This is a genomic window from Salinicola rhizosphaerae (assembly GCF_014652715.1).
GTDB classification, from domain to species: domain Bacteria; phylum Pseudomonadota; class Gammaproteobacteria; order Pseudomonadales; family Halomonadaceae; genus Salinicola; species Salinicola rhizosphaerae.
This window is the reverse complement of sequence record NZ_BMZI01000007.1, coordinates 168,880-192,254: the sequence shown is the minus strand read 5'-3', so window position 1 is coordinate 192,254 and position 23,375 is coordinate 168,880. Positions and strand designations below refer to the sequence as shown.

At 60.3% G+C, this 23,375-nt stretch carries 28 protein-coding genes; 9 read left to right on the top strand and 19 right to left on the bottom strand.

Annotated elements, in window-relative coordinates; genetic code table 11:
* Positions 1–101: 101 nt before the first annotated feature.
* Positions 102–296 carry a Com family DNA-binding transcriptional regulator gene (locus tag IE125_RS15995; RefSeq protein WP_268249117.1) on the top strand — a complete coding sequence of 65 codons (195 nt, stop codon included), beginning with the start codon at positions 102–104 and terminating at the stop codon, positions 294–296.
* A complete protein-coding gene (locus IE125_RS15990) occupies positions 247–1,038 on the top strand; it encodes a DNA adenine methylase (RefSeq protein WP_189445674.1) in 792 nt (263 codons plus the stop codon). Before IE125_RS15995 ends, IE125_RS15990 begins: the two co-directional genes overlap by 50 nt.
* 128 nt (positions 1,039–1,166) lie before the next feature.
* Here IE125_RS15990 and IE125_RS15985 read toward each other — a convergent pair whose 3' ends face one another.
* Positions 1,167–1,829 carry a HEPN domain-containing protein gene (locus IE125_RS15985; protein WP_189445673.1) on the bottom strand — a complete coding sequence of 221 codons (663 nt, stop codon included), beginning with the start codon at positions 1,827–1,829 and terminating at the stop codon, positions 1,167–1,169.
* A 40-nt stretch (positions 1,830–1,869) separates the two neighbouring features.
* Between IE125_RS15985 and IE125_RS15980 the strand changes: the two genes are divergently transcribed.
* Both IE125_RS15980 and IE125_RS15975 read left to right on the top strand, forming a co-directional pair.
* Positions 1,870–2,532: an SOS response-associated peptidase gene (locus IE125_RS15980; RefSeq protein WP_189445672.1), complete on the top strand. Its 663-nt coding sequence runs from the start codon at positions 1,870–1,872 to the stop codon at positions 2,530–2,532.
* A gap of 142 nt (positions 2,533–2,674) precedes the next feature.
* Positions 2,675–2,962: a hypothetical protein gene (locus IE125_RS15975; RefSeq protein WP_189445671.1), complete on the top strand. Its 288-nt coding sequence runs from the start codon at positions 2,675–2,677 to the stop codon at positions 2,960–2,962.
* A gap of 125 nt (positions 2,963–3,087) precedes the next feature.
* On the opposite strand, the gene IE125_RS15970 is transcribed toward IE125_RS15975, so the two are convergent.
* The 7 genes from IE125_RS15970 to IE125_RS15940 all read right to left on the bottom strand — a co-directional run bounded on the left by IE125_RS15970 (position 3,088) and on the right by IE125_RS15940 (position 8,771).
* Positions 3,088–4,368, bottom strand: a complete 1,281-nt coding sequence (locus IE125_RS15970) for a Y-family DNA polymerase (protein WP_308430155.1) — start codon at positions 4,366–4,368, stop codon at positions 3,088–3,090.
* On the bottom strand, positions 4,365–4,808 hold the full coding sequence (locus tag IE125_RS15965; RefSeq protein WP_189445670.1) for a LexA family protein: 444 nt from the start codon (positions 4,806–4,808) through the stop codon (positions 4,365–4,367). Before IE125_RS15965 ends, IE125_RS15970 begins: the two co-directional genes overlap by 4 nt.
* Positions 4,805–5,053 carry a DUF1654 domain-containing protein gene (locus tag IE125_RS15960; protein ID WP_189445669.1) on the bottom strand — a complete coding sequence of 83 codons (249 nt, stop codon included), beginning with the start codon at positions 5,051–5,053 and terminating at the stop codon, positions 4,805–4,807. The genes IE125_RS15965 and IE125_RS15960 overlap by 4 nt, the downstream gene beginning before the upstream one ends.
* A gap of 374 nt (positions 5,054–5,427) precedes the next feature.
* A complete protein-coding gene (locus IE125_RS15955) occupies positions 5,428–5,670 on the bottom strand; it encodes a hypothetical protein (protein ID WP_189445668.1) in 243 nt (80 codons plus the stop codon).
* A 357-nt stretch (positions 5,671–6,027) separates the two neighbouring features.
* Entirely contained in the window at positions 6,028–7,065 is a 1,038-nt protein-coding gene (locus IE125_RS15950) for an antA/AntB antirepressor family protein (protein ID WP_189445667.1), read from the bottom strand.
* Between the two features lie 265 nt (positions 7,066–7,330).
* The gene (locus IE125_RS15945; RefSeq protein ID WP_229809165.1) at positions 7,331–7,894 is read right to left on the bottom strand and encodes a hypothetical protein; all 564 of its coding nucleotides are present in this window, start codon (positions 7,892–7,894) and stop codon (positions 7,331–7,333) included.
* A 1-nt stretch (position 7,895) separates the two neighbouring features.
* On the bottom strand, positions 7,896–8,771 hold the full coding sequence (locus IE125_RS15940; RefSeq protein ID WP_189445666.1) for a DUF4747 family protein: 876 nt from the start codon (positions 8,769–8,771) through the stop codon (positions 7,896–7,898).
* 730 nt (positions 8,772–9,501) lie between these two features.
* Between IE125_RS15940 and IE125_RS15935 the strand changes: the two genes are divergently transcribed.
* On the top strand, positions 9,502–10,584 hold the full coding sequence (locus tag IE125_RS15935) for a helix-hairpin-helix domain-containing protein (protein ID WP_229809164.1): 1,083 nt from the start codon (positions 9,502–9,504) through the stop codon (positions 10,582–10,584).
* Between the two features lie 448 nt (positions 10,585–11,032).
* On the opposite strand, the gene IE125_RS19335 is transcribed toward IE125_RS15935, so the two are convergent.
* Both IE125_RS19335 and IE125_RS15930 read right to left on the bottom strand, forming a co-directional pair.
* On the bottom strand, positions 11,033–11,161 hold the full coding sequence (locus IE125_RS19335; protein ID WP_268249116.1) for a hypothetical protein: 129 nt from the start codon (positions 11,159–11,161) through the stop codon (positions 11,033–11,035).
* Between the two features lie 333 nt (positions 11,162–11,494).
* Entirely contained in the window at positions 11,495–11,812 is a 318-nt protein-coding gene (locus IE125_RS15930; protein WP_189445665.1) for a hypothetical protein, read from the bottom strand.
* A gap of 225 nt (positions 11,813–12,037) precedes the next feature.
* Between IE125_RS15930 and IE125_RS15925 the strand changes: the two genes are divergently transcribed.
* The gene (locus IE125_RS15925) at positions 12,038–12,277 is read left to right on the top strand and encodes a hypothetical protein (protein ID WP_189445664.1); all 240 of its coding nucleotides are present in this window, start codon (positions 12,038–12,040) and stop codon (positions 12,275–12,277) included.
* A gap of 208 nt (positions 12,278–12,485) precedes the next feature.
* Positions 12,486–12,644 carry a YqaE/Pmp3 family membrane protein gene (locus tag IE125_RS15920; protein ID WP_035471155.1) on the top strand — a complete coding sequence of 53 codons (159 nt, stop codon included), beginning with the start codon at positions 12,486–12,488 and terminating at the stop codon, positions 12,642–12,644.
* Positions 12,645–12,714: 70 nt separating this feature from the next.
* Here IE125_RS15920 and IE125_RS15915 read toward each other — a convergent pair whose 3' ends face one another.
* Positions 12,715–13,173: a DUF6314 family protein gene (locus IE125_RS15915; protein WP_189445663.1), complete on the bottom strand. Its 459-nt coding sequence runs from the start codon at positions 13,171–13,173 to the stop codon at positions 12,715–12,717.
* Positions 13,174–13,202: 29 nt separating this feature from the next.
* On the opposite strand from IE125_RS15915, the gene IE125_RS15910 reads away from it, so the two are divergent.
* Positions 13,203–14,081 (top strand): carboxylate/amino acid/amine transporter, encoded by an 879-nt coding sequence (locus tag IE125_RS15910; protein WP_189445662.1) that lies wholly within the window; start codon positions 13,203–13,205, stop codon positions 14,079–14,081.
* On the opposite strand, the gene IE125_RS15905 is transcribed toward IE125_RS15910, so the two are convergent.
* The 3 genes from IE125_RS15905 to hmuQ are packed head-to-tail and all read right to left on the bottom strand — an operon-like array spanning position 14,029 to position 16,022.
* Positions 14,029–15,039, bottom strand: a complete 1,011-nt coding sequence (locus IE125_RS15905) for a DUF1853 family protein (protein ID WP_189445661.1) — start codon at positions 15,037–15,039, stop codon at positions 14,029–14,031. The two genes, IE125_RS15910 and IE125_RS15905, sit on opposite strands and share 53 nt — an antisense overlap.
* 8 nt (positions 15,040–15,047) lie before the next feature.
* Complete coding sequence (locus IE125_RS15900) at positions 15,048–15,671, bottom strand: cell wall hydrolase (RefSeq protein WP_189445660.1); 624 nt, start codon at positions 15,669–15,671, stop codon at positions 15,048–15,050.
* Between the two features lie 24 nt (positions 15,672–15,695).
* Positions 15,696–16,022, bottom strand: coding sequence for a heme-degrading protein HmuQ (hmuQ, locus tag IE125_RS15895; protein ID WP_189445659.1), 327 nt, complete (start codon positions 16,020–16,022; stop codon positions 15,696–15,698).
* A 173-nt stretch (positions 16,023–16,195) separates the two neighbouring features.
* On the opposite strand from hmuQ, the gene IE125_RS15890 reads away from it, so the two are divergent.
* Positions 16,196–17,104 carry a LysR family transcriptional regulator gene (locus IE125_RS15890; RefSeq protein WP_189445658.1) on the top strand — a complete coding sequence of 303 codons (909 nt, stop codon included), beginning with the start codon at positions 16,196–16,198 and terminating at the stop codon, positions 17,102–17,104.
* A gap of 36 nt (positions 17,105–17,140) precedes the next feature.
* On the opposite strand, the gene IE125_RS15885 is transcribed toward IE125_RS15890, so the two are convergent.
* From IE125_RS15885 to IE125_RS15865, 5 genes are all read right to left on the bottom strand, one after another.
* Positions 17,141–18,013, bottom strand: a complete 873-nt coding sequence (locus IE125_RS15885; RefSeq protein ID WP_189445657.1) for a VOC family protein — start codon at positions 18,011–18,013, stop codon at positions 17,141–17,143.
* Positions 18,014–18,129: 116 nt separating this feature from the next.
* Complete coding sequence (locus IE125_RS15880) at positions 18,130–19,719, bottom strand: aldehyde dehydrogenase family protein (protein ID WP_189445656.1); 1,590 nt, start codon at positions 19,717–19,719, stop codon at positions 18,130–18,132.
* Positions 19,716–20,618: an NAD(P)-dependent oxidoreductase gene (locus tag IE125_RS15875; protein WP_189445655.1), complete on the bottom strand. Its 903-nt coding sequence runs from the start codon at positions 20,616–20,618 to the stop codon at positions 19,716–19,718. The genes IE125_RS15880 and IE125_RS15875 overlap by 4 nt, the downstream gene beginning before the upstream one ends.
* Before the next feature lie 95 nt (positions 20,619–20,713).
* The gene (locus IE125_RS15870) at positions 20,714–21,874 is read right to left on the bottom strand and encodes a M20 aminoacylase family protein (RefSeq protein WP_189445654.1); all 1,161 of its coding nucleotides are present in this window, start codon (positions 21,872–21,874) and stop codon (positions 20,714–20,716) included.
* 109 nt (positions 21,875–21,983) lie between these two features.
* Positions 21,984–23,279 carry a DUF3100 domain-containing protein gene (locus tag IE125_RS15865; RefSeq protein ID WP_189445653.1) on the bottom strand — a complete coding sequence of 432 codons (1,296 nt, stop codon included), beginning with the start codon at positions 23,277–23,279 and terminating at the stop codon, positions 21,984–21,986.
* Positions 23,280–23,375 lie beyond the last annotated feature (96 nt).

Sequence of the window (23,375 nt, the reverse complement as noted above, 5' to 3'; positions counted from 1 at the left end):
GCCCCAACATGCAGAGCACGCCTGCAAGCCGGCCAGGGCTCCCCGCCTCGCGCGAGGCGAAGCGAGTCTAGGCCAACAGTCCCCGCGACAACAGGCTTGACATGGCAATCAATGAAATCCGATGCGGTCGCTGTAACCGCATGCTGGCCCGTGCCAGCGAATTCCAGCTACTCGAAATCAAATGCCCGCGCTGCGGGCACTTTCATACTCAGAGGGCCACGAGCCCCGGACCCCGGAGAAACCCTCGTGGCAACACCAATCATTCCCTGGATGGGCGGCAAGCGTCGTCTGGCTGATCGCATCTTTCCCCTCATGCCCTCGCATCAGTGCTACGTCGAGCCGTTCGCCGGCGGCGCGGCACTGTATTTCCTTCGCCAGCAGCCGGCCGACGTCGAAGTGATCAACGACGTCAACGGCGACCTGGTCAATCTCTATCGCGTCGTCCAGAACCACCTCGAGGAGTTCGTTCGTCAGTTCAAGTGGGCGCTGTCGAGTCGGCAAATCTTCGAATGGCAGCAGATGACGCGCCCGGAAACGCTGACCGACATCCAGCGCGCTGCCAGGTTCTACTACCTGCAGCAGCTGGCATTCGGTGCAAAGATCGAGGGGCAGGCGTTCGGGACGGCGACAACGGCGCCACCTGGGCTCAACCTGCTGCGGCTCGAGGAATCGCTTTCGGCGGCGCATCTTCGTCTCTCGAGCACGTACATCGAGCATCTGTCACGGCAGGAGTGCGTCGAGCGATACGATCGCCCCCATACACTGTTTTACATGGACCCGCCCTATTGGGAGACCGCCGGCTATGGCGTCGATTTTGGCGTAGAGCAGTACGATCAGCTCGCCGATATGATTGGCCGGATCAAGGGTAAGGCAATCATTTCACTGAATGACCATCCCGAAGTGCGCCGAATCTTCGCCGACTATCACATCGAGTCGACAGGCATCCGTTACACCGTAGGCGGCGGCAAGGGGCAGGACGCGAAAGAGGTGCTCATCTTCAACTGGGACATGGCCAGCGAGCCCGCTGGCCTATTCTGATCGAGTGACATAGGTGATCAGAGAGAGTTGGACAGCGGAGTATTCGTAATAGAAATTAGTGATCGGAGTGGGTGGTGCGACACCGCGGAGGCGGCTAATTTACTCCTAAGTTGGACATGGCAAATACATCAATGCAGATACACTATGCGATCTAGTCTCGCTGCAAGGCTCTCAATAAAGGTTTTGCAGTCATTGGCATAGGCTGGTTGCATGGGTCGTGGAGAGCCATTGGATTCTCGATCTCCTTCGTGGGCTATCTGGTTGCGCCTTTTTACATAGCCCTCGAGTTTATCCTTCAGCTCCTTTTCCGTTGATCGCGGGCCTTGCCATATCTTGGAGAGCTCGTCAAAAATATTATCATGCCCGATCAATGAATATCCTTTTATTATCTTTTCTGGGGCTTGGTATGAAAGAAATGACAAGGTTTCTGATTCGAGCTTTTTTGTCAGTGCTTCGATTGAGCTGCTTGATGATATCATTGGAAGTGCTTTCTTGAAGCCGTCTGCATTTTTTATAGGGATTATGGATGACATTGCATTAGCTAGGGATGTTGAGACTTCGTTGTTCCTCATTTTTTCGGGAATCTTTTCATACAAAACTCCGTGTATATAAGAGTCTAATGCTGATAGAGAGGCAACTACAGCAGACCTCGGTAGCCAAAGTAGATCTGAATTTGCTTCATCTAGCCTTCCCCTGGCGCCAATATCTCTTGATCGCCGTAATTCCTTATACATATCTACAAGTTGGTCTGCAGCGGCTATGCTATCTTGGAATTTTTGGTAGTTCGACATTGTCAGTGTTCCCCTGTTTCTCGACGTTGTTTTTTACACCATGTGCGGAAGATTCGCCTTTCATTCCCTCGACTTCTCAGCGCTCGCCGAGGCTGTCCATCAGCCTGACCTCTTCGCTGACGTCGAGCCTCGCTACAACGTGCCGCCGGGCACGTTGATCAGCGTCGCACGCCGTGCAGACGACGATGCGCCAGTCACGATCGACCGGCTCTGGTGGGGCTATCGGCCGCATTGGGCCGATGCTAAAGCCCCGCAGCCGATCAACGCCAAGGCCGAAACCGTGGCCACCTCCAAATACTTCGCGCCGGCGTTCCAGCGCCACCGCTGCCTGATTCCAGCGGACGGCTGGTATGAGTGGCTATTGGTCGATGGTCGCAAGCAGCCGCACTATCTAACGCGCACCGACCGGCAGACGCTTTATCTCGCCGGCATCTGGACCGAGCGCGGCGACGATCTGCCGCCTGGCGTCGCGATCATCACCGAGCCCGCGCGGGGTAGTGCTCGTGAGGTTCACGACCGAATGCCGCTGGCACTTTCCGACGACTCGCTCGAGCCGTGGCTCGACCCGCACTTCACAGAGCGCGACGCCATCCGTGGCGTCACTCGGCATGTTGATGCGTCGCTGATCGAGCATTGGACTGTGAGCACGGCAGTCAACAAACCTGGTGACGATCGTAACGCGGCGCTGATCAATCCGCTGTAAGCGATCACCCACAGCACGCGGCGGCAATCTGCTACATCGTGTATCTATCGCGTTACCTATATTCACTTTCAGGGCCGGGGCACCGGTTCTCTGCGATCTGATTCCCGGCCCCGTGGCCGGGTTTTTTCGTTCTGGAGGGCGGATGACGGATTCGGAGAGGGCGCTGATGATTTACCACTTGGGATTCGTCGAGGAGGTCGCGGAGATATTCCCCCGCGACGGCTGGATGCAAGCCGATCGGTCGGCTCTCGAAGCTCTCACTGGGCCGCTACATTTGTTCGAGTCAGGTACCGCTGCGTATTACCAGCGCGGCCGCATTGATGCCGTCGCGTACTGTTTCGAGCGACCGCGCGCGGATGTGCGGCGAGAGATCTGGCAACGCTACGGACCATGGGGCGATCACGTGCAGGGCCTGATCGTCGACGAGTGACGTATAGCCAATCGATTACATCCCGTGTCGGCAATATCAGCGTTCAGCGCCCTGGCACGGGGGCGATACTCAGATTGTCATTGTGTGATCAGTAGTTTTGGCCTCGCCTACGGGCGAGGCCTTCTTTATTTCAGCGATACGATCGGCAGCTCGTCCCATCTCGTCGTATACCTCTTCGTCAGCAGTTCCGCTTTCAGCTTCCAATCTGCCTTCCCCTTCGTTCCGCCCAGCCGCACAGTCCCGCGCCCCATCTTGCGGTTCAACTCGTCCATGACAGCGCTTGCCTTGGCCGACCGCTCACGCTCGGCATCGCTCTCCGGCGAATCGAAGATGTCGTGCTGCAGCGTCTCGCGGTCGACGAGATCCAGCATCATCACGCCCGCCTTCATGTAGCGATAGCCGTCACGCCATAGGCATTGGAGTGCTGCTTGTGCTGCACCAACGATCACGCGCGTGTCGTTCGATGGATGGGGGAGCTGAACGACAAGCGCCGGGTGATATTGCGCGAGATCCTCGCGGTGCTTGTTCGTTTTGAGATGTACCTGAATTGCCCTCGCGACCGATCCCTGTTTCCGCAACTTCTCGGCGCCGCGGGCGGCGTGTGCCCGGATCGCTGCGCGCACTTCGTGCGGGTCGCTCGTCAATCGGCCGAACGACCGGCTGGTCATGATGTTCTTTTTCGGCTCGGCCAGGTCGTCAGTGTCGATGCAGTCGATACCGCGCAGCTCGTAGACCAGGCGCTCTTGCACGACCGAGAACCGGGCGCGAATGCGTTTCGGGTCGGCCTCGCGCAACTGCCAGGCGGTGACGATACCCATCTGGCTCAGGCGCTGACCAAGCCGGCCGGAGACGCCCCACAGGTCGGTGACCGGCAGATCTTCGAGTATCTGGCGCGTGATCTCACTGTCGGGCTGGAGCAGGCACACGCCCTCATACGCCGCGATCTTCTTCGCGAGCTTGTTGGCCACCTTCGCCAGCGTTCGGCTGGTCGATAGCCCAACGCTGACAGGAATGCCTGTATTGCGCCGCACGACGTAACGCAGCCGTTGGCAGTGGTCCTCGAGCTGGTCGAGTGGGAAACCGTCGAAACCGAGAAACGACTCGTCGATGCTGTAGATCTCCACGTCCGGCGTGAACTCGCGCAGCGTCGTCGTCACGCGCCGGCTCATGTCGCCATAGAGTGCGTAGTTCGACGAGACCAGGATCAGCTCGCGTCGTGCCGCTGGCGGTATCTTGAAAGTTGGCGCGCCCATCTCGACGAGTTCTTTCGCCTCGTTCGACCTGGCGATTACGCAGCCATCGTTGTTCGACAGCACTGCCACCGGCCAGCTCTCCCAGTCTGGCCGGAACACCCGCTCGCACGACGCATAGAAATTATTGCAGTCGACCAGTCCGATGATGTTCATCGCCGGCGTCTCAGCGAGTGGATATTGTCGGTTACCACGCCCCAGCAATGGCAATCGCAGCCGGCAAGCGGGATCGGCGGGAACTGCTCGCTACCGGAGACCAGGTAGTGGCGTTTGCCGATCAGCTGCAGCTGTTTGCACGTCAGCTCCCCATCGACGGCCATCACGACGACGTCGCCGATGCCCGGCTCGAGTGAGCGATCGACGATCAGCAGGTCGCCGTCGTAGATCCCGTGACGCTCCATCGAATGGCCCTTGGCGTAGACGAGAAACGTCGCGCTCGGGTGGTGGATCAGCAGCTCATTGAGGTTGAGCTCGCCCTCCAGGTAGTCATCGGCGGGCGAGGGGAAGCCGGCGCGCACCTCGCCGCCGGCGAGCGGCAGCGGTGGCGCAGGCAGGGTCGGGTCCAGCCGCCCGACAATCTCGACATGCAGACTCATGACGCCGCCTCCGCTTCGGTCGGATTCCAGGAAACCAGCGCCTCGGCCGGGCCGACGCGCGAGACCGAGACATAATCGAGCTCCGAGAACTCATCGAGGATGCGCTCCCAGGCGCCCGGGTCATCCTCGTCGAATCGATAGATGGTGACCGCGTACTGCTCGCGATCGCGCGCCCGCGCGACCTGCTGCTGAATGCGGCGGGCGAGTGACTGATACGACACCGCGGATTTCATGGTGGCAGACATGACAGCGTGCTCCTGTAATACTGTATACGCATACAGTATCAAGCAGACAGGCACAGCGAGGCAAATAGACGAAATCGTCTATTCGGGGTGGAATTGCAGGGAAAAGGCTATCAGTTACGCCATGATTCGAAAAAAGCCGCGACCAAAGACAAAGGGCGCGGCTTATCGGTATTTCTCTCGACGTTAGGCGGCGACGGGCCTAGTCGATGAGGGGCGCCTGCTCGTTGCTACCATGGCGCGCTCCAGATCGTCGACACGGCAGCGATACGCAGCGCAGTTGGCGCACTTCACTCGATCACCATCACTGGGCTCGATCGGCAGGTAAAACTGCTGGCTCGAGCAAACGCTGCAAGTCAGTCCCAGCGTGACCTTGATCATGCCGCATTCTCCATAATGATCGCGCTCTTCGCGCTGGAACGGGACATCTGGGTGAGCGTGTCGATCGAGAGGCTCAGCAGGTAGTGCTGATAGCGTCGAGACGCCAGCGGAAACGCGTAGTCTCGAGTCGCGATGAACTCGCCGCAGGCAGAGCAACTGATTTCATCCCAGTCATTGCCCGCGCCGGAAGGTAGGGCATCTTCGTGTCCGCATCGCGGGCAGGAAATCTCAAGCTTCATGACCTTACTCCTTGGTACGTCGCCGAACCATCCTGGCTCGGAGAGGTGGGCCGGCAATCCTTGCCAGCAATCTCAGCGTCTAGTGCTGAAGCCTGCCGATAGTCCGTATCGGCGAAGGCATAGTGACAGGCGCCAGAAACTTATACAAGAATACTTTGGTGTAAAACTATCGCGTAAAAACGTCCCGAAATTCAGATATTTAATCTGCGTTAAATATCAGCGAGAACACTCGCGCAACGAAGGTCGCCCGGCCTATGTGGTGCGAAGCGAGATAATGCGACTTGAAGATCCTGCTCTATTCCGGGCCTGCCCATTCAGATAGCGCCCCAATCGAGGCGCTATGTTTGGTGGCCGAGGTCAGCGCTCGGCGGCGTCTCGCAGGTAGCGAGAGAGCACGCCGATACGCTCGCGCCAGTTGCCATAGAGCTGGCGGTTCAGCGGGCGGATGGCGGGGCCGACGATCTCGACGAACTCCCGCTCGAGCACGGCGGCATGGCTCGCTAGCATCTGGCATTGATTGGTCGGCACGCTCGGGCTGGCGGGAATGACGCCGCCGTCGAGCGGCCGGCGGGCGAGGGCGATGCACTCGCCCGCGCAGTTGTCGATGGTGTCGAAGCGCTTGGCCCAGCGCTCGCAGAGCTCTGGCGCGGACCGGCTCATCACCGGGCGGATGATCTGCTCAAAGTCTCGCGACAGCACCTGGACGTGATGCTGCCAGGCGATCAGCGAGTAGTAGAGCGTCTCTGCTTCCCGGCTGCCGGTAGGGGCGCCGGTACCGGGCAGGGCGCGCTGGCGGTTGGGTGCCTCGAGGTACTCGCCCTCGATCGCCACACTGGCAACAAAGTTGGCCGCGGCGTCGAGATCGTTGGCGGCGATCAGCTCGCCCTTGGGTACGTTGAAGCGGGTGTGCACCAGACTCCAGAGCCGCCGCTGGGCGCCGGGGCGAACCGCGCCGGGCAATGGGCGGACTTTCTTCGCGATCAGCTCGCGCAGCATATGCAGGCCATCGGTGCCGATCGTCTCCTGGGCAATGCGTCGGCCACCCTCCGGATCCCGCGCGTGAAGCCGCTTCTCGCACTCGATGAAGTAGCGCCGGGCCTGTTTGCCTTTCTCGTTGCGCTCGACCATCGACAGCTCTTTGGCCATGTCGAGGGTGAGGTGGTAGTCCTTTGAGCGCCTGTCGCCACCGCGACCTTTGTTCGCACAATTTTGAGCGACCAAAAAATCCTGATTCTCAGCGAACCCGTATTCTCCGATTCGACGGCTGATCCAGGTTCGAAAATGGGTTTCAACTTCTAGGAAGCGATGCAGTGCGCGTGCGTCAACCAGATGAGCGGTTTCCTGCTCGATGCTGCCGGTGAAAACCGGTAGGGCGGTAGTGGCCTGCGTAGCCATGGAGGATCTCCTTTGTGTTTTGGAGTCCGCCTATCCACGACCAAATGGATGGGGGCGGACCGTGCACGGGTTGGTCGACCGGCCACAAAGAAACCGGCAGCCCGAAGGCTCCCGCGCACAGCCCGCCATAACAGGCAGGCACAAAAAAAGCGCCGTGCGGCGCCCTCGTGCGCCTTTGTGATCTCGGGCGACCAAACCCGGCCGCTGATTTTGCAGCGGCATCGACATACTGAATTATCGATTGCAATCCGTCAAGAAGTGATTGTTAATCCTCTTCATTAGCTGCTTCGTTATTATGTTTATTATCGCCCATCGACTGATATTTATCGAAGCTAGATGCTGCTCGTAGCAAAGCCATGGTGGCAGCCAAAGCCGATAAAATCGCATATATAAAAATAAAGTAGCTAAAAAACCAAACTACTAGCGCAAATCCATAAAGGCAGCTGGGTAAAAAGCTTATCGATTGGCTTAATAAGCCTGTGATAATCGAAAGTATTTGCAAAATTATGAAGTGAACGAAAGTGGCATTCAAAGCCAGAAAGGGGGAGTGTGCATCACCTTCTGACCCCGAAATTAGCTTTCTAAAGCCTTCGTCGCCGAGGGCTGTAAAAATTGCCATCCCCCCAAGCGAGAACCCCAAGATATTTGGCATGACGCTCAAGCTAGTTTCCCACCATCCAGATTTTGACCAGATGGGGAATAGTAGTATCGTTAATACAAATGAAACATGAGGGTAAGGCGACTTTAACAATGCTTTTCGCCCACCATATATGCTCCAGTATCTCTGGAAAATATCTTTGGTGCTTAAGTACACATCTTTATCTAACATTTCATCGTCTCGTAATGTGACTGACTAACTCCTTTGCCTTGTCCCAAAAAGACTCTGAGTGTACTTGATCTCCCTCAACAGTTCCTCTTTCTTTCATTGGGTACTGTTCGGTGGATTCAAATACTGGCTCGTTTGCGGAATTCTTGCCGCGGGCTTGAACATAACCGTTATGGCTGCCAATTTCTGCGTAGGACTTGGCTTCTTCATCTAGTTTGAGAGACTCACCTTTTCTGGCATTATATACCTCAGTGGTAGACTGAGCATTCATTTTTTCTAGCCTTCTCATTATTTCACGCTCAGCGTCTCCGGTATCATCCCCATTTGGACGGGTAATAAAAATCGTAACAGATTTCAACTTTTCGATTTTGAATATTTCATCGAGGGCGTTTTTCTCAGGCTCCACGATTACATCTATAGGGCCAAACAGTAGGTTTAAATCCTCAGTATTTAAAAGTCGCTCAAAGGCGCGTTGAGCGGAGCTTGGTCCTAGTGTTTCACCTTTAGTGTTTTTTGACTCAAAAACTAGCCTATGTGTTTTCGGAAAGAATACGAAATGGAATCTTCGCATTCCTGGCTTTAGGTGATCAGGTATTTTGAGCTTTCTCAGCTCATCCTCTCCAGCAGTTTTTCCGCTACTAAGGTTTAGCCAAGGATCGTCTGGGTTAATGTCAACAAAGGATATTAGCTCTCCTTCATAACCTTCCAATGGAGCATCTCTGTCTCTGGGGTAAAAAAGCCCAATTAAGGCATGTCTTTCACTATAATATTGTTTGGCTATTCTGCTTTTTGCTACCTGTTTTAGCGCACTGATGTAATGGTCAGGCGAATGTGGGTGCATCTTTATGTTGAGTGCGCTAGCGTAGAATGTGCTTCTCATAGTTTGCCTGCGTATTACGAGTGTTTTATTTTGTAGATCCGGGGATGTTTTCTTATAATAAGCTATTTTATTGCTTACATAACAATACAGCTAGGAACAGAAAAATTGAAGCCCTGGTCGCTTATGGGTCTCCATGCATTGCATTGTGTGTGATGTTGGCATGGCTCTACCCAGCATCCGCTTACGGAACTATGCGGACAGGCAGTTGGAGTTTTTACCACCTCGGCTGGGACAATGGCAAACGCCTCGATGCTGTCGCGGACGTTGTCAAAGGCGCGGATCTCTGGACGCTTGAAGAGGTAATGTATAAGAACGCCGTCACACAGCTCGAGCATGAGCTTGAGTGACAGACAGGTAAGGAATGGAGCTCAATCGGCTTCTCATGCTGGGATCGCAGCTCCCACTGCGAGGGCAACTTTTAATCATGTGGCGAGATAGCGCCGTAGAATACATCCAGAGTGCCGTGGTTCATCTGGATCCCGGCGATCTGTTCGCGAGGGAGCCGTACCTGGCAGAGTCCCGCGACAAAGACACTGACGACACGATCGCTGCGGAGTGCACGCGCAGTGAGCATTGCCGAGAACGGCTTATCTAATTCTCAATAGCGTCCAATTAGCCCCTGTCGCGTCGTGCGGCGGGGGCTTTTTAGTGCCTTCCAATGGGGACGAATCGACGCCCTGACCCGTATCCGCTACCGTGCCGGCTCAAACTTATGAGCAGCAGGCAGCAGATGCGGTATCAAGGACGACTAACGGTAGGGATCGTGCTCTATTGCGCGTGGGCGCTATTCAATCATGCGGCGGCAGACGTCACCGTTGGCAGTTGGAACCTCAAGCATCTTGGCTGGAACAACGGCAAACGCCTCGACGCGGTCGCTGACGTTGCCAAGGGGGCCGATCTTTGGACGCTTGAAGAGGTGATGGATGAAAACGCCGTCACCGAGCTAGAGCACGAGTTGGAGCGTCAGACTGGCGAGAAGTGGAGCTCGATGACCTCGCATACGGTAGGGCGCAGCTCATATCGCGAGAGCTACGCCTACCTCTGGCGAGATAGCGCCGTCGAGTACACGCAGGGCGCCGTGGTTTATTTGGATCCCGGTGATCTGTTCGCGCGGGAGCCGTACCTGGCGGAGTTCCGCGACAAAGAGACGGGCGACACGATCGCCATGGCCGCGGTGCACATCGTCTACGGCGACAGCCGGGCCGATCGCACGCCGGAGATCCGCGAGCTGGCAAGCATCTGGGAGTGGATGCGCGAGGTCTATCCGGACAGCGCTCGCGTGATTGCCGGTGATTTCAACCTGGCTCCCAGCGATCCCGCCTGGCAGCCGCTCCGCGACACCGGCGCCCAGCCGGCCATCACCCGCGGCGCCACCACCCTGAGCGAAACAGACGGTCAATACGCCAACCTCTACGACAATTTCTGGTATGACCCCGCCGAGCTCGACGCCACTAGCGCCGACATCGTCCGCTTTCCCGAGATTCTTGGCATCGATCACGCCACCGCGCGCGATATCGTTTCAGACCATGCTCCCATCTACCTGACCACCGACAACGCGCGGGCGAAATTCGCTGGCGCGGACGAGCTGGCGGGCGAGGGCGATCAGCTTTCCGGTGCAACCTCTGCCTGCATCGATCTCGACACGGCATCAGCCGACGATCTCGACCGACTACCCGATGTTGGTCCGGCCCGAGCGCAGGACATCATCGATGGCCGCCCTTGGTCGAGTGTCGATGACTTGACGCGCATCGATGGCATCGGAACGTCACGAGCTCGCGAGATCGCCGAGAGTGGGCTGGTGTGTGCAGGATGAAAGCGCGACTCACATGCAGCTGTCTGACCGCTGCAAAGGAGGTGATAACGGAAGTCTTGGTGGGCTGATTTAAGCGGTCATTATCTGCAACAAGCCGACGACTCGAGTGGATTTAGCAGGTAGTAACCAGCAGCAGAAAAGATGCTCAATCGGAAAGCACCGGCCTGATTTGTGAGACAGATGTCGAAAAATGAGACGAGGGTGCTAGGAAGCGCATGATTTGGAGGGGAAAACTGGGAGGATGCGGGACTACCATTGAGCTACACCCGCGAAGGGGTTTCAATAGTAAATCCAAATGGTTAGCTCATGCAACTGGTCTTGCAGCGCGGGCGCTGCCGATGGACCGACGGAGCTATGATTCAAATCAGTCGGCTCTGCGTGAGCGGCAGGGCTGATCACCGCCTGGCTAGCGCCGTTCGACCTTTATCCTCGGCGTCTGAAGCGCCACTCAGCGTTTGGCAGCGCCTTTACGTTGCTGGTACTTGGCGTAGGCTTTTTTGGCGGTCTGTTTGGCCTTCTCCCGGTTCTCGGGCTTTCTCAGCCAGTTCGCGACCGCGGCACCAATGGCTTTTTTCATGAGTCCTCCGGACAATATTCGGCTTCAGTCCTCGCTGCCGAGGGGGGAAGTATCATCTCCGTTTCTGCGCTGCGCCTCCATCTCGGCTTCTTCTCTGAACGCGTGCCGAGAGGCGACGGGCGTCGCAGCTCCCTGACGTTTGAGGTGCGAGTCGACCACAAGCCAAGCGGGGGCGCCCTGTGCCTGAGGCTCTTCTGCGTGCTTTACAACGAAGCGTGCCATCTTCGCCTCCCGTCAATCGAGATCCAAGAAGTGACCTGCGGTGGTCAACGGTTCACGGCAAGGGGCACGAAGCCCCTTGCACTCGGTTTTCGCAAAGGAAAAGCCGTTTGATTACTGGCTTTCGATGGCTTCGGCGGCCGCATCGCTGTGACCTGACGCGTTGAGCTCATCGAGATCATCGGTCTGCGTGGCATTGTTGACGTCCTGCGTCTCCGCGCTGACGGCGTCCATGGACTCATTGGTGGCGGCGCTATGGCCGGATGCCATGTCGGTGCTCTCGCCCGAGGCGGTAACGCCGTCGCCCTGAGCCAACGGCTCATCCGTCGCGTCGTAAGCATCCTCCATGGCGGCGCTTTGCGCCATCGCCGTGCCGGTTGCGCCCAGCAGAATCAGGCTGGTGATCGTGGCGGTAAGCAGTCCCTTTTTCATGGCGAAGTCCTTTTGCTATGAGTGTCATTAGTTATCGGTGTTGCGATACCGGCGCCTGATGGCGCCTGACACTAAGAATAGTTCATTTGCAAAAAAACGTAATTGAAATTGGTAATAGCGTTGCTGCTACGCTTCAGGGATTGAAAGTGGCCGCTGTCGCTGCCATCTCTTTCGGCAGGATCCATGCGAGACAGGTTCAATCTGACGACACTCTCTGGAGGGGCCATGAACGCACGCGACTACCTCGCCAAACAGGGAATTCCGCTCGACAAGGAGGAGGCCAAGCCGCAGTCACTGGAGGAGAAGGCATGGCAGCGAGCTCGGGAAGCCGCGGAACACGGGCCGCGAAGCGGCACTCCCCATGACTGGGAGGAGTGGGAGCGGTTTCACGATCAACTGGCTTCCGATGCCGGGCAGATCAGCGAAAAAGTCAGCCGCCGCGATGAAGATCAGAAAGATCGATGAACGGTGGCGGCGTTTTTTTGCGGGAGGCGCTATGCTGGCGGGGAGCTGTCCGAGCTTGGCACTTTCGGGGGCCGCACAAGATTGCTGCGGTCCCATAGCGCAACATGGCCGGGCTCGGCAGTCGAAAACGAATAGCGAGCAATAAGGAACGGCGTCAGTCAGCAGTGAATTTCGCGGTTCTGGCGCCATCAAGAGCAAAGGAGGCTTCATGGACATCATTCGCATCATTTTTGCGATCATTCTGCCGCCGGTAGGCGTCTTTCTGCAGGTCGGGCTGGGATTGCAGTTCTGGATCAATATCGTGCTGACCCTTCTCGGCTACATTCCGGGAATCATCCACGCCGTCTGGATCATCGCGACACGATAATGTTCGGCGGTGGCCGGCGTCACAGGAGGGCTGTATTGCAGATTCCTGACGCCGGCCGGCTGGGGGCTCATCAGCGTCGATATTGATAGTCGATAGTTTCGTTCTTCTTCGGTCCGACAATGCGCCAGTTCAGATCGAAACCTCCCTCTCTCAATGTGAGCTTTGCACTGTAGGCGTCGTCGACACACTGATGTACGGCTTCATTGACAAGTGACTCGCCGTCCTCTGCCTGCACCAGGTCAAAAAGATGCACGGCGGCTTCGGGACCTCTCCGCTCATGCAGCAGCGATAGCCTCTCGTCGCCAGATACCCACCGATAGACGTTGCGCATGGGCACGGACCGAGACTGCCCATCGAGCAAAAACTGCCCGGTCTCGACAAAGCGAACTTGCTCGTTCGCTTCGATGATCTCCAGCGTGCCCTGTCCCTTACCGTTCCAGCCCGTTTTCGAGCCAGGCCCGCTCGTGGCGGTAAACGCGAATTGCCGGATACTAGGCAGGAGGCGTCGTAGCCGTATAATGGCCGTCAACTTGTTTTCTCCTTAGGGTTGACCGTTGCATGTCCTATCTCGTTGGTGTCACCGTACTCTGGGCGTTTTCTTTCAGTCTGATCGGGGCCTACCTTTCCGGTCAGGTCGATAGCTACTTTGCCGTGATGACACGAATCTCGCTGGCCACGTTGATTTTTCTCCCGTTCTTGCGTCCCGGGCGGCTGAAAGTCTCGCTGTCTTGCGGGCTGATGGCAATCGGTGCGGTCCAGCTCGGCGTGATGTACCTCTTTTTCTATCAATCGTTCCTGCTGCTCAGCGTACCGGAAGTGCTCCTGTTCACGATCTTCACGCCGCTGTACATCACCTTGATCGATGACCTGATGGCCCGGCGCTTCTCGGCGCGCTATCTCGTCATTGCAGCGCTGGCGGTGCTGGGCGCCGCGGTCATTCGCTATGACGAGGTCAGCTCCGGCTACTGGCTCGGATTTCTGGTCGTCCAGGGCGCCAATCTCAGCTTTGCGCTGGGCCAAGTAGCCTACCGCCACCTGGCGCAACGCTTGCCGCCGGGCGTGGCGCACCGACATCTCTTCGGCTGGTTCTACCTCGGTGCGCTCTGTATAGCCGTTCCCGCCTTCTGGCTGCTCGGCGACGCCGCGAAGCTGCCCTCGACACCGCTGCAGTGGGGCGTACTCGGGTGGTTGGGCATCGCGGCTTCCGGTCTTGGCTATTTTCTCTGGAACAAGGGAGCATGCCGGGTGGATGCCGGCACGCTGGCGGTCATGAACAATGCCCTCATTCCTGCGGGACTGCTCGTCAATTTGCTGATCTGGAATCGCGATGCCGATCTGCTCCGTCTGAGCCTCGGGGCGATCATTTTACTGGCTTCACTCTGGCTCAACGCGCGCTGGGCGGCGGCAGCGGCACCATCGATGGCCAGCCATCCTTGACGACGAACAAGCGACATTGCCGCCGGTTGGCCAGGGTCAGCCGGATATGAAGCGGCGATCCATGATGCTCGAAGTGGCTCTCGAGCAGTCTGCCAACTTCGGCTAGCGTCAATGTCGTACCCGCCTGCGGGGCCAGCCAGTGTGGCTTCAGCAGACGCTGTGCTCGGGTGCGATCGGGAAGCTGCGCGGCCAGCTGCGGCCACTCGCCAGCCTGACACCACAGCCCTTGAAGTGCCTGCCGGGGTGTCGTGTCCGGCAGGATCAACCGTCGGTTCCAGGGATGAAACAGGAGCCCCGGCATGATGACGGATTGGTGAAGCTGGGCGCCGGGAATCATCTGCTCGCGCCATTTTTGGGCCGGCGGCGACAACCCCATGGGTAGCTGCCTGTCGGTCAGGCGCGAAGCCTTGAGCGCCAGCGAATCGAAGCTGCCGACGCCGATCCAGCGCGCGGCGCTGCCATCGTGCCCGGGTCCGTCTCCCAGTCCCAGATAGAACTTGATGGCCAGCTCGGCATGGTAGAGGCGAGGCGGGCGAGGGGCCGCCAGGGAATAGGTCTCACGCGTTGCGTAAAGCAGATCCAGCTCGCCGCGAGTCTGGTTGCCCTCGCGCAGTACCACGTTGTGGGCCAGGAGACGCGTGCGCGGGGCATAAGCGAAGATCCATTGCCACAGCGTTTCATGGTAGATGCCGAGGCGCTGCGATCGCCGCTGGTCGAGACGCTGACGAAACTGGCCGGTAAGCGCTTCCTGAGCGCCGAGCCAGGCGATCCGGCGAGCGCGATCGGCGAGGCCCAGCTCGTCGAGCGATGGGCGCCTGATATCTTCGAAAAGCGTCATGTTCGGTGCGTGCAGCAGCCAGGCAAGATCGCGAACCCAAGGCTCGCGAACGGCTCGCAGATCGGCGGCGAGCGCGGCGTGCGGTTCGCCGAATGCGGCGAGCAGCGAGTCAGCATCCACGGCCATCATCAGCCCGGCAGACGATAGAACAAAAATTCCGGCGTCTTGACCGTCATGATCAACTCGGAAAACCAGCCCGGGTCGATGTCACGATGGTGGAAGAACAGGGCGCCTCCCGTGCGGTCGGGCAGCGTGCCGTTGAGGGCTCGGCGCGCGACATCGAGCGCTTTCGCGTACTGGTCGGGCTCATCGGCTTCATCGGGTCTGCCGTCGCACCACCAGGAGAACTGGCAGCGCCCCGTCTCGGAACCCTGCTGCACGACACCGCACAGCGTTGTCGGGAAGCGGGCGTTGCCGAGCCGATTCATGATGACATTGGCGACGGACTCCATCTCCCGCTGATCCGTGCCCTTGGTTTCCCAGTAGATCGAACGCGCCAGACAGGAGATCGCGTCGTCGAGCGGTGCCGTGCCATCCGGATCGACGGCGTGCGTGCCTTCTGGGGTCAGTCGCGTCGCGACCGGGGCCGGAACGATCGTGTCTTCGTTGACGATGCGCTGCTCGAGAATCCTGGCCTTCTCGATAGCCATCGCCGCGCGCGGGGTATCGTCGGCCAGACAAGGTGTCACCAGCGCGATCAGCAGCAGGCTCAAGGTGACGTATCCACCGAGCCCGATGAGCGAGCGTCTCATTCGTGACGGCCCCGGATGGACATTTCAGGCATCGTTCTCGATCGTCTGGATGACCTCGAAACCCTCGAATTTGGGCGGCCCGAGATACAGCCCCTCTCGTCGACTCTGGCCGGCGTTGGCGTGGGCGGCGCGAAACGCCTCGGAGTGCGTCCACGCCTCGAAGTCCTCCCGCGAACGCCAGATCGTATGCGAGGCATAGAGCACGTGATCCTCTTCGGCTGGACCGCGCAACATGTGAAATTCGACGAATCCGGGGAGGCCCTGAAGATGCGTCTCCCGCTCGAGCCAGATGGCTTCGAACTCCTCAGTCCTTTGTGGATTGACGCGAAAACGATTCATGGCGATGAACATAGGTTGACTCCCGTGACAGCGGATGAGGACGTCGGGTGACCGGCGGGTTGTCACTTTGACAGCAAAGACGGGAAAAAGTCGACCCGACTTGCAGCGTGGCGATGGCGGCTGTTGACCTGGATAGACGGGAATGGGCTAATTCAGGCAACACCCGACGATGTGAGCCCCGCGTCATGGATATTCCCCATCAGCGACTGGTCTATTTCCGCGTGACCGTCGAGTCCGGTTCGTTGCGTAAGGCGGCGGCAAGGCTCGATATCGCGCCCTCGGCGGTCAGTCGTCAGATCGCTCTGCTCGAATCGGCGTTCGAGGCGCCTCTGCTCGAGCGCACGCCTCGCGGTATTCGGCCGACGCCGGTGGGCGAGATGGCGCTGGATTACTGCCGGCAGCGAGGGGCGCTGGACGACGAGTTCATCGGCAGACTGGAGGCCTATCAGCGTCTCGAGACCGGCACGATCTCGCTGGTGGTCGGCGAAGGCTTCATCAATGACCTGATCGATGCACCGCTGAAAGCGTTCGCCGAGCGCTACCGCGGCATTCGCCTGGATATCGAACAGGCCGGTACCGATGAAATCATCGAATCCGTCGTCGACGACCGAGCGCATATCGGCCTGATGTTTCACGAACGCGTGCACCCGCAGATCCGGTTCTGGGTCTCGAGCGGGCAGCCGCTGCTGGCCATCTGTCCCGCCGATCATCCGTTGGCCCAAGATGCCTCGCCTCTGACGCTGCGACGCCTGAGCGAGACGCCCATGGCTCTCTGGAAACCGGGCCACGGCGTGCGTCGCCTGGTCGATCAGGCATTCGAGCAAGCCGGGTTGCGGCCGCAGGTCGCGATCGAGACCAACTCGATGGCGGTGCTGCGCCGAGCCGTCGTGGCGGGGATGGGTATGACGCTGCTGCCGAGATTCGCCGTCGCGCACGAGCTGGCGGAAGGGTCGGTTGTCGCGCTGCCGGTGGCCTCATCGCTCTTTCAGAACTCGCAGGCTCACATGATCACGCGGGTGGGGCGTCGTCAGCCTCAGGCCAGTCTGAAGCTGCTTCGGCACCTCGGTGCCTGGATGCAGGCATTTCGACAATGAGGCAGGTGTGCCAGGGCAGCCGGACCTAGGCTGGTCTCAGCGCTGCTCGAACCGTAGCAGCGTCCCGAGCCATCCCGGAGCGATATCCGCCGCGGTCTCGCTGTGGCGATGATAGTCGATCCCGGCATCGCTCCATCGAGCGATGGCCGCGTCCAGGTCGCGACAGGTCAGCGTCAGCGCGACCGCTCTCGGCGGCTCTGCCTCGATGTCGCCGAGGATAGGGAAGCAGGCCATCGTGGCTTCTCGGTCGAGCAGGTGGCAGTCGCCCTTGTGCGTGTGAATCGTCCACTGGCCTTGGCTCCCGCGAATGGCCGCTTCGCCATGGATGCGGCGGAAGTGAGCGATGTCGTAGGCGGGGTCGTCGCTCAGATACCAGACATCGGAGATCGAGGTTGCCGTGTTGGCGTGGGCTTCCTGAGTCGGATCGATACGGAACAGTTCCGGGCGCAGCTGCTGGCACAGAAACTGCGTGAGAAAGGGGCGCTCCGCGTCGTGGAGAATATCCAGCGCCACGCTGACCTCTTCATCGCGACGACCGGGTACATGGGCCATACGACGAAAGACGATCGGGCGCGCGTCGTCGAACCCGCGAGCGGCGACCAGGGCATGGTCTCGCTGAATGCTGCCGCTATCCAGCGCCACCATGGCGATGCCATCACCGACGCTCTTCAATCTGGCCTCGATCAGTCGACCGAACTGAAAGCCGTTCTCGTCGCGATAGTCGAGGCACTCGGGACGACCGATACCGATCAGTTCGAGGAAATTGTTGCTGAAGAACGCCAGACGATTGTCGGTGCCCCAGGGATGGCGATGACGGGGCGCGAGGGTGAAACCCAGCCGCTCGGCGACCTGAGCGGCGTGATCGAGATCGTTGACCGCCAGTAGCGGATGGTCGATGCCGAAGCTCATGAGCGATGCCTCGCGAAAGTGGCGTCGTCGGTGGACGTCGAGAGTATACGACAGGACGCCAGTTCGGCCAGCAACGAGGGCGGGCGCCCTCGTCGTCATCCTTGGGGCGGGCAGTCTCAGGGCTTGCCGCTGTCCTGGTCCTGTCCGTTGCCATAGCCCATGGCCACGCTCGCCTCGAGTCCCGTTTCGACCCAGACGCTCTGCGCCACGGTGTACTCGCGCAGGCCATCGAGGCCACTGGAACGGCCGAAGCCGCTGTCGCGGAAACCGCCGAAGGGCGACATCACGTTGATCGCCTTGTAGCTGTTGATCCAAACCGTCCCCGCGCGTAACTGGCTGGCCACGCGGTGCGCACGCGCCGGATTCTGAGTCCAGACCGCGCCGGCGAGGCCGAAACGGGTGCCATTGGCCAGCCGAACGGCGTCGCCCTCGTCGTCGAACGGCATGGCCACTACGACCGGCCCGAAAACTTCTTCGCAGGCGATCTCCATGCTGGCGTCCACGTCCGCGATGACCGTCGGTGACAGGTAGTAGCCATCTGCGCCATCGGGCAGCTCGACCGGGCGTTGGCCGCCTGTCACGACTCGCGCGCCGGCGTCAGTCGCGCGCTCGATCATGGCCGTGACGCGCTCGAACTGGCGCGCGTTCTGCAGCGGCCCCATGCGCGTGGCTTCCTCGTCCGGCAGGCCGACCGCGATCTCGCTGGCGGCGCGACCGAGCCGCTCGACGACGGTCTCGAAGATGTCGCGCTGGATCAGCAGTCGCGAGCCCGCGACACAGCTCTGCCCGGCGGCCGCGAAGATCGCTGCCTGGGCGCCAGCCACGGCATCGTCGAGGTTGGCGTCATCGAAGACGATGTTGGCCGATTTTCCACCCAGCTCCAGCACGCTCGGCACCAGCCGCCTGGCGCCGGCTTCGGCGATGATTCGGCCGCTCTCCGGGGAGCCGACGAAGACCAGCTTGCTGATGCCGTCGTGGCCGGTCAGTGCCTGGCCGGTCGTTCCCCCCAGCCCGTTGACGATGTTGATCAGACCCGCAGGCAGGCCGCCACGCTCCAGCAGCCGTGCGACGACGACGGAGGAGAACGGCGTCAACTCGGAAGGCTTCAGCACGACACCGTTGCCAGCGGCAATCGCCGGGGCGATCTGCCAGGCACAGGTGAACATCGGGGCATTCCACGGCGTGATCTGACCGACGACACCGTACGGAACCTGTCGTACGTAATTGAGATGGGACGTCGGGACCGGGATAACCTCGCCATGCTGCTTGTCGCACCAGCCGGCATAGTATTCGAACATCTCGCGAACCTTGCCGACTTCGCCGCGGCAGTCGCGGATCGGCTTACCGGCGACGACACTCTCGAGCTGGGCCAGAGACTCCTCGTGCCCCTCGAGCATGCGCACCGCGGCGTTCATGCGCCGACCGCGCTCGCTGGCGGTGAGCGCCATCCAGGCCATCTGTGCCGTGGTCGCGGCGCCAACCGCTCGGTCCAGCAGGGCGATGCCCGCGTCTCGATACGAGGTGAGCATACGGCCGGTCGCTGGATTGATCAGCTCGATCACATCCCCGTCGCCGGGAAGCAGCTCGCCGCCGACCCAGTTGGAGTGTAGCGATTCCGTGTCGGTCGATAGTCCGAATTCACTCAATAGCTGAGCGAGTCGCGCCTTGGCACGTGCGTCGAGGTCAGTCGTGTCACGTGACGTCATGAAGCGTCCTCCATGGTATTCGAGTGGGTCGGAACACTGCCCAGCGCAAGAATCGGGGAGGCGATGTGATTAAAGTCGTCCGTGTCCGCTGGCTGGTCGGAATCGGCGTGCCAGCGTTCGACGGTCTCGGTGAGCAGCGCCAGATCCAGGTCGAGATTGGCCGCCGCATCACGCGCCAGACGCAGATCCTTGCGCATCAACCCCGTCGTGAAGCCGGAGTCGAATCGCCCACTCACAATCCATTCGGGGAAGTTGATCTCGCTGACGGCGCTGCGCCCGGAGCCGCTGTTGAGCCCGGCCAGGCACGCCGCCGGATCGACACCTGCCTTGGCGGCGAGGGCTACCGCTTCGGCCGTCGCGACCAGATTGGCTGCGCAGAGGTAGTTGTTGGCAAGCTTGACCACGTGGCCGCTGCCGGGCCCACCAACGTGCGTGCGCTTGGCGGACATCGCTTCGAGCAGCGGCGAGACGCGTTCGATGGTCGCGGTCTCGCCGCCCAGCAGCATGCCGAGCTTGCCGCTGGCTGCGCCTTTCGGGCCACCGCTGACCGGTGCGTCGAGCCACTCGAGGCCGGCGGCGATCACCTTGGCGGAGAGTTCGCGACTATCGACGGGGTCGCTGGTCGAGGTATCGATGATGACGCTGCCGGCTGCCGCGGTCTTCAGCAATCCCGGGCGGGTCTCGATCACCTCACGGACATGGGCCGAAGTCGGCAGCGAGAGCAGATAGATATCGCTGGCGGGCAGGGCATCAGGGGAGGCGACGTCGAGGCCCTGGTCGGCAAGGCGCTGGCGGGCGGATTCGAAGACGTCCGTGCCGGTCACGTCGAATCCGGCGCTGTGCAATGTCAGCGCCATGTTGCCGCCCATCTGGCCGAGGCCGATGACGGTGATTTTCATGCATGTCTCCAGGTTGTTGTTGGCTAGGAAACCTTGTCGTTGGCGGTGACGGTGCGTTACCTCGAGTCTCTCGCCGACGACAAACGTTGAAAATTTCACGGACTGAGCAGTTGTCGGGCCAGCGCCTGCCAGTAGGCGACGCCGAGCGGGGCGATGGCGTCGTTGAAGTCGTAGGCGGGGTTGTGCAGGGCGGCGCTATCGCCGTTGCCGAGCCAGATGTAGGCGCCGGGCCGTTCGTTGAGCATGAAGGCGAAGTCTTCCGACCCCATGCTGGGGGCCAGATCACGGTGCACCCTGGTGATCCCCGGCAGGCGCTCGAGGACCTCGGCGCAGCGTGCGGCGTGATCCGCATCGTTGATCGTGGCCGGGTAGCGCGCCTGGTAGTCGAACTCGGCTTTCAGGCCGTGAAACGTTGCGGAAGCCGAAATGGCGTCGCGGAAGCGCTGCTCGAGCTTGGTCTTGAGCTCGGCGTCGAAGCAGCGCACCGTGCCGCGCAGCTCGACGGTTTCCGGAATCACGTTGTAGGCGTCACCGGCGTGGAACTGGGTGATGCTGAGCACCGCCGACTGATGTGGCGGTGTTTCCCGGCTGATCAGGCCCTGCAGCTGGTTGGCGAGCTGACAGGCCGCGAGTATCACGTCCGTGCCCAGATGTGGCATGGCCGCGTGACTGCCGCGGCCGGTCAGACGCAGGGTGAAGACATCGAAAGCCGCCATGACGGGGCCGTCGTGAACGGCCGCTTCGCCCACCGCGAGCCCAGGCCAGTTGTGCAACCCGTAGATGGCATCCATCGGCAAGCGCTCGAACAGGCCCTCTTCGACCATGACGCGACCGCCGCCCTCGCTCTCTTCCGCCGGCTGAAAGATGCAGTGCACGGTGCCGGCAAAGTCCGGTTCTCGCGCCAGCGCACAAGCGGCGCCAAGCAGCATGGTCGTATGGCCATCGTGACCGCAGGCGTGCATGCGTCCGGGGATCGTCGAGCGGTATTCGACCTCATTCAGCTCATCGATCGGCAGCGCGTCGATATCGGCACGCAGACCGATGCTCGGGCCGGGCCCGCGATTGCCCTCGATCGTCGCAATGACCCCGGTCCCGCCGCCCAGGCCGGTCACCGGCTCGATACCGTGCTCGCGCAGAACGGCGACGATTCGCTCGCTGGTGCGCTGCTCCTCGAAAGCGATCTCCGGGTGCCGGTGAAAATCCCGGCGCCACGCGATGAGAGTCTGTGGTTCAGGGAAGACAGAGGGTGTCGTCACGTTACCTCCAAAGATGCCGTGATGGGAGTGTCGTGCTGTCCACGCGGGATGGCCCGCGTGGCGAGGGTATCTCGAGGCGGCTACCGAGTCGCCGCCTCTGCGCGGCCGATTACAGCAGTACCTGGGCCACGATCGCGGAGCCGACGTAGGTGCCGGTAAATACCAGCAGCGAGACGATGATCAGCTTCCAGCCGGTCTGACGGAACATGAAAAACTCGCGTCGGCTCAGCGCGAGGCCGGCGTAGGCCAGAACCGGAGTGACGATGGCGAGGAAGTTGACCGCCGAGAGCTGCGCCACGAACCATTCGCTGCCGGGGAAGAAGGGGAGCGTCATGACGATGCTGACCAGCGACACCCAGGCGACACTGGGCAGATAGAAAGGCGCGAGTCGAGTGATCACCAGGCCGATCAGCGTCATCGCATAGAGAATGATCATGCCCGGCAGAGCGGCACCCAGAGACGCGCCGTTGATCGTGTTGGTGACCCAGCCGACCAGACAGGCGACGGCGAGCACGACGGCCGTCTTGCCGAGATCCTGCTCCGGGCGCGCCTCGGTCGGCACCATTTCAGCGTCGCCGCCGGTGGCCATCGCGCCGACGCTTGTCGCCACGCGCGGCTTGCCGCCAAGCCGACGGTAAAGCCATTCGGCGACCGGCAGGGCGATGAAGAGCGATACATAAAGCCCGGTGGCATAGGTCAACAGATTGCTGGCGCCGGCGAAGGCGAGCAGATCATCGGCCATCTCCGGCACCGCACCGGCCAGTGCGCCGGAACAGGCCGCAACCATACTGCCGCTGCCGACTCCGCAGGCCATGGCGAGGGCCCGCGGGTCGAACAGATCCATCGATGCGAGGTAACCCGCCATCAGCGCAAACCACAGGGTGCCGAACATCGTGCCGACGACATAGACCCCCATGACGCCGATGCCCTCGGGCCCTTTGAGACCGTACTTGTCCGAAATGATCGCGATGTTGGGCTCACGGGCGATCGAATAGGTCGCGCCGATGGCCTCGCGCCCCATCTTCAAGACGAGCACGGCGACGGGCAGCGCGATCAGCATGGTGCCGAGGTTACCCAGCTCCTGGAGAACCAGTGCGGGGCCGGCGCTGATGATCTGGTCGATCGCCGGCCCGATGGTCGAGCCGAAGCGCGCGATGAACGGCATGATCGAGATCAGTATCAACGGCGTGGCCGCCTGGCTCACGCTCTCCGGCAGGAATCGCTTGGTGCCGGAGAAAAGATGCGGGTTGAGCAGCACGGCGAGGATGAAAGCGTAGAACAGCGGCAGCAGCAGTAGCGTGCCAGGGCCCAGCGGGATCTTGAGAATGCCGATCCATTCGCCGAGAAGCGATATCACCACGACCAGCAGATGCAGGCGCCAGTTGAGTAGACGGGAGAGAGCCATCGCGCGACCTCGTTATTGTTGGGGGAGGTTGTGCGTCGAGTATCGGAAGTTCTCGTGACCGAATGAAAGTCGAAGTGTGTTCTGTTTATGAGATCG

What these genes read in the sequence shown, in the direction of transcription:
- IE125_RS15985 (WP_189445673.1), bottom strand. Translation starts at nt 1,829, where the DNA reads ATGTCGAACTACCAAAAATTCCAAGATAGCATAGCCGCTGCAGACCAA.
- IE125_RS15955 (WP_189445668.1), bottom strand. Translation starts at nt 5,670, where the DNA reads ATGAAGCTTGAGATTTCCTGCCCGCGATGCGGACACGAAGATGCCCTA.
- IE125_RS15935 (WP_229809164.1), top strand. Translation starts at nt 9,502, where the DNA reads ATGCGGTATCAAGGACGACTAACGGTAGGGATCGTGCTCTATTGCGCG.
- IE125_RS15900 (WP_189445660.1), bottom strand. Translation starts at nt 15,671, where the DNA reads ATGAGACGCTCGCTCATCGGGCTCGGTGGATACGTCACCTTGAGCCTG.
- IE125_RS15965 (WP_189445670.1), bottom strand. Translation starts at nt 4,808, where the DNA reads ATGAGTCTGCATGTCGAGATTGTCGGGCGGCTGGACCCGACCCTGCCT.
- hmuQ (WP_189445659.1), bottom strand. Translation starts at nt 16,022, where the DNA reads ATGTTCATCGCCATGAATCGTTTTCGCGTCAATCCACAAAGGACTGAG.
- IE125_RS15890 (WP_189445658.1), top strand. Translation starts at nt 16,196, where the DNA reads ATGGATATTCCCCATCAGCGACTGGTCTATTTCCGCGTGACCGTCGAG.
- IE125_RS15910 (WP_189445662.1), top strand. Translation starts at nt 13,203, where the DNA reads ATGTCCTATCTCGTTGGTGTCACCGTACTCTGGGCGTTTTCTTTCAGT.
- IE125_RS15945 (WP_229809165.1), bottom strand. Translation starts at nt 7,894, where the DNA reads ATGTTAGATAAAGATGTGTACTTAAGCACCAAAGATATTTTCCAGAGA.
- IE125_RS15875 (WP_189445655.1), bottom strand. Translation starts at nt 20,618, where the DNA reads ATGAAAATCACCGTCATCGGCCTCGGCCAGATGGGCGGCAACATGGCG.
- IE125_RS15920 (WP_035471155.1), top strand. Translation starts at nt 12,486, where the DNA reads ATGGACATCATTCGCATCATTTTTGCGATCATTCTGCCGCCGGTAGGC.
- IE125_RS19335 (WP_268249116.1), bottom strand. Translation starts at nt 11,161, where the DNA reads ATGAAAAAAGCCATTGGTGCCGCGGTCGCGAACTGGCTGAGAAAGCCC.
- IE125_RS15975 (WP_189445671.1), top strand. Translation starts at nt 2,675, where the DNA reads ATGACGGATTCGGAGAGGGCGCTGATGATTTACCACTTGGGATTCGTC.
- IE125_RS15925 (WP_189445664.1), top strand. Translation starts at nt 12,038, where the DNA reads ATGAACGCACGCGACTACCTCGCCAAACAGGGAATTCCGCTCGACAAG.
- IE125_RS15950 (WP_189445667.1), bottom strand. Translation starts at nt 7,065, where the DNA reads ATGGCTACGCAGGCCACTACCGCCCTACCGGTTTTCACCGGCAGCATC.
- IE125_RS15865 (WP_189445653.1), bottom strand. Translation starts at nt 23,279, where the DNA reads ATGGCTCTCTCCCGTCTACTCAACTGGCGCCTGCATCTGCTGGTCGTG.
- IE125_RS15980 (WP_189445672.1), top strand. Translation starts at nt 1,870, where the DNA reads ATGTGCGGAAGATTCGCCTTTCATTCCCTCGACTTCTCAGCGCTCGCC.
- IE125_RS15970 (WP_308430155.1), bottom strand. Translation starts at nt 4,368, where the DNA reads ATGAACATCATCGGACTGGTCGACTGCAATAATTTCTATGCGTCGTGC.
- IE125_RS15995 (WP_268249117.1), top strand. Translation starts at nt 102, where the DNA reads ATGGCAATCAATGAAATCCGATGCGGTCGCTGTAACCGCATGCTGGCC.
- IE125_RS15885 (WP_189445657.1), bottom strand. Translation starts at nt 18,013, where the DNA reads ATGAGCTTCGGCATCGACCATCCGCTACTGGCGGTCAACGATCTCGAT.
- IE125_RS15880 (WP_189445656.1), bottom strand. Translation starts at nt 19,719, where the DNA reads ATGACGTCACGTGACACGACTGACCTCGACGCACGTGCCAAGGCGCGA.
- IE125_RS15930 (WP_189445665.1), bottom strand. Translation starts at nt 11,812, where the DNA reads ATGAAAAAGGGACTGCTTACCGCCACGATCACCAGCCTGATTCTGCTG.
- IE125_RS15940 (WP_189445666.1), bottom strand. Translation starts at nt 8,771, where the DNA reads ATGAGAAGCACATTCTACGCTAGCGCACTCAACATAAAGATGCACCCA.
- IE125_RS15960 (WP_189445669.1), bottom strand. Translation starts at nt 5,053, where the DNA reads ATGTCTGCCACCATGAAATCCGCGGTGTCGTATCAGTCACTCGCCCGC.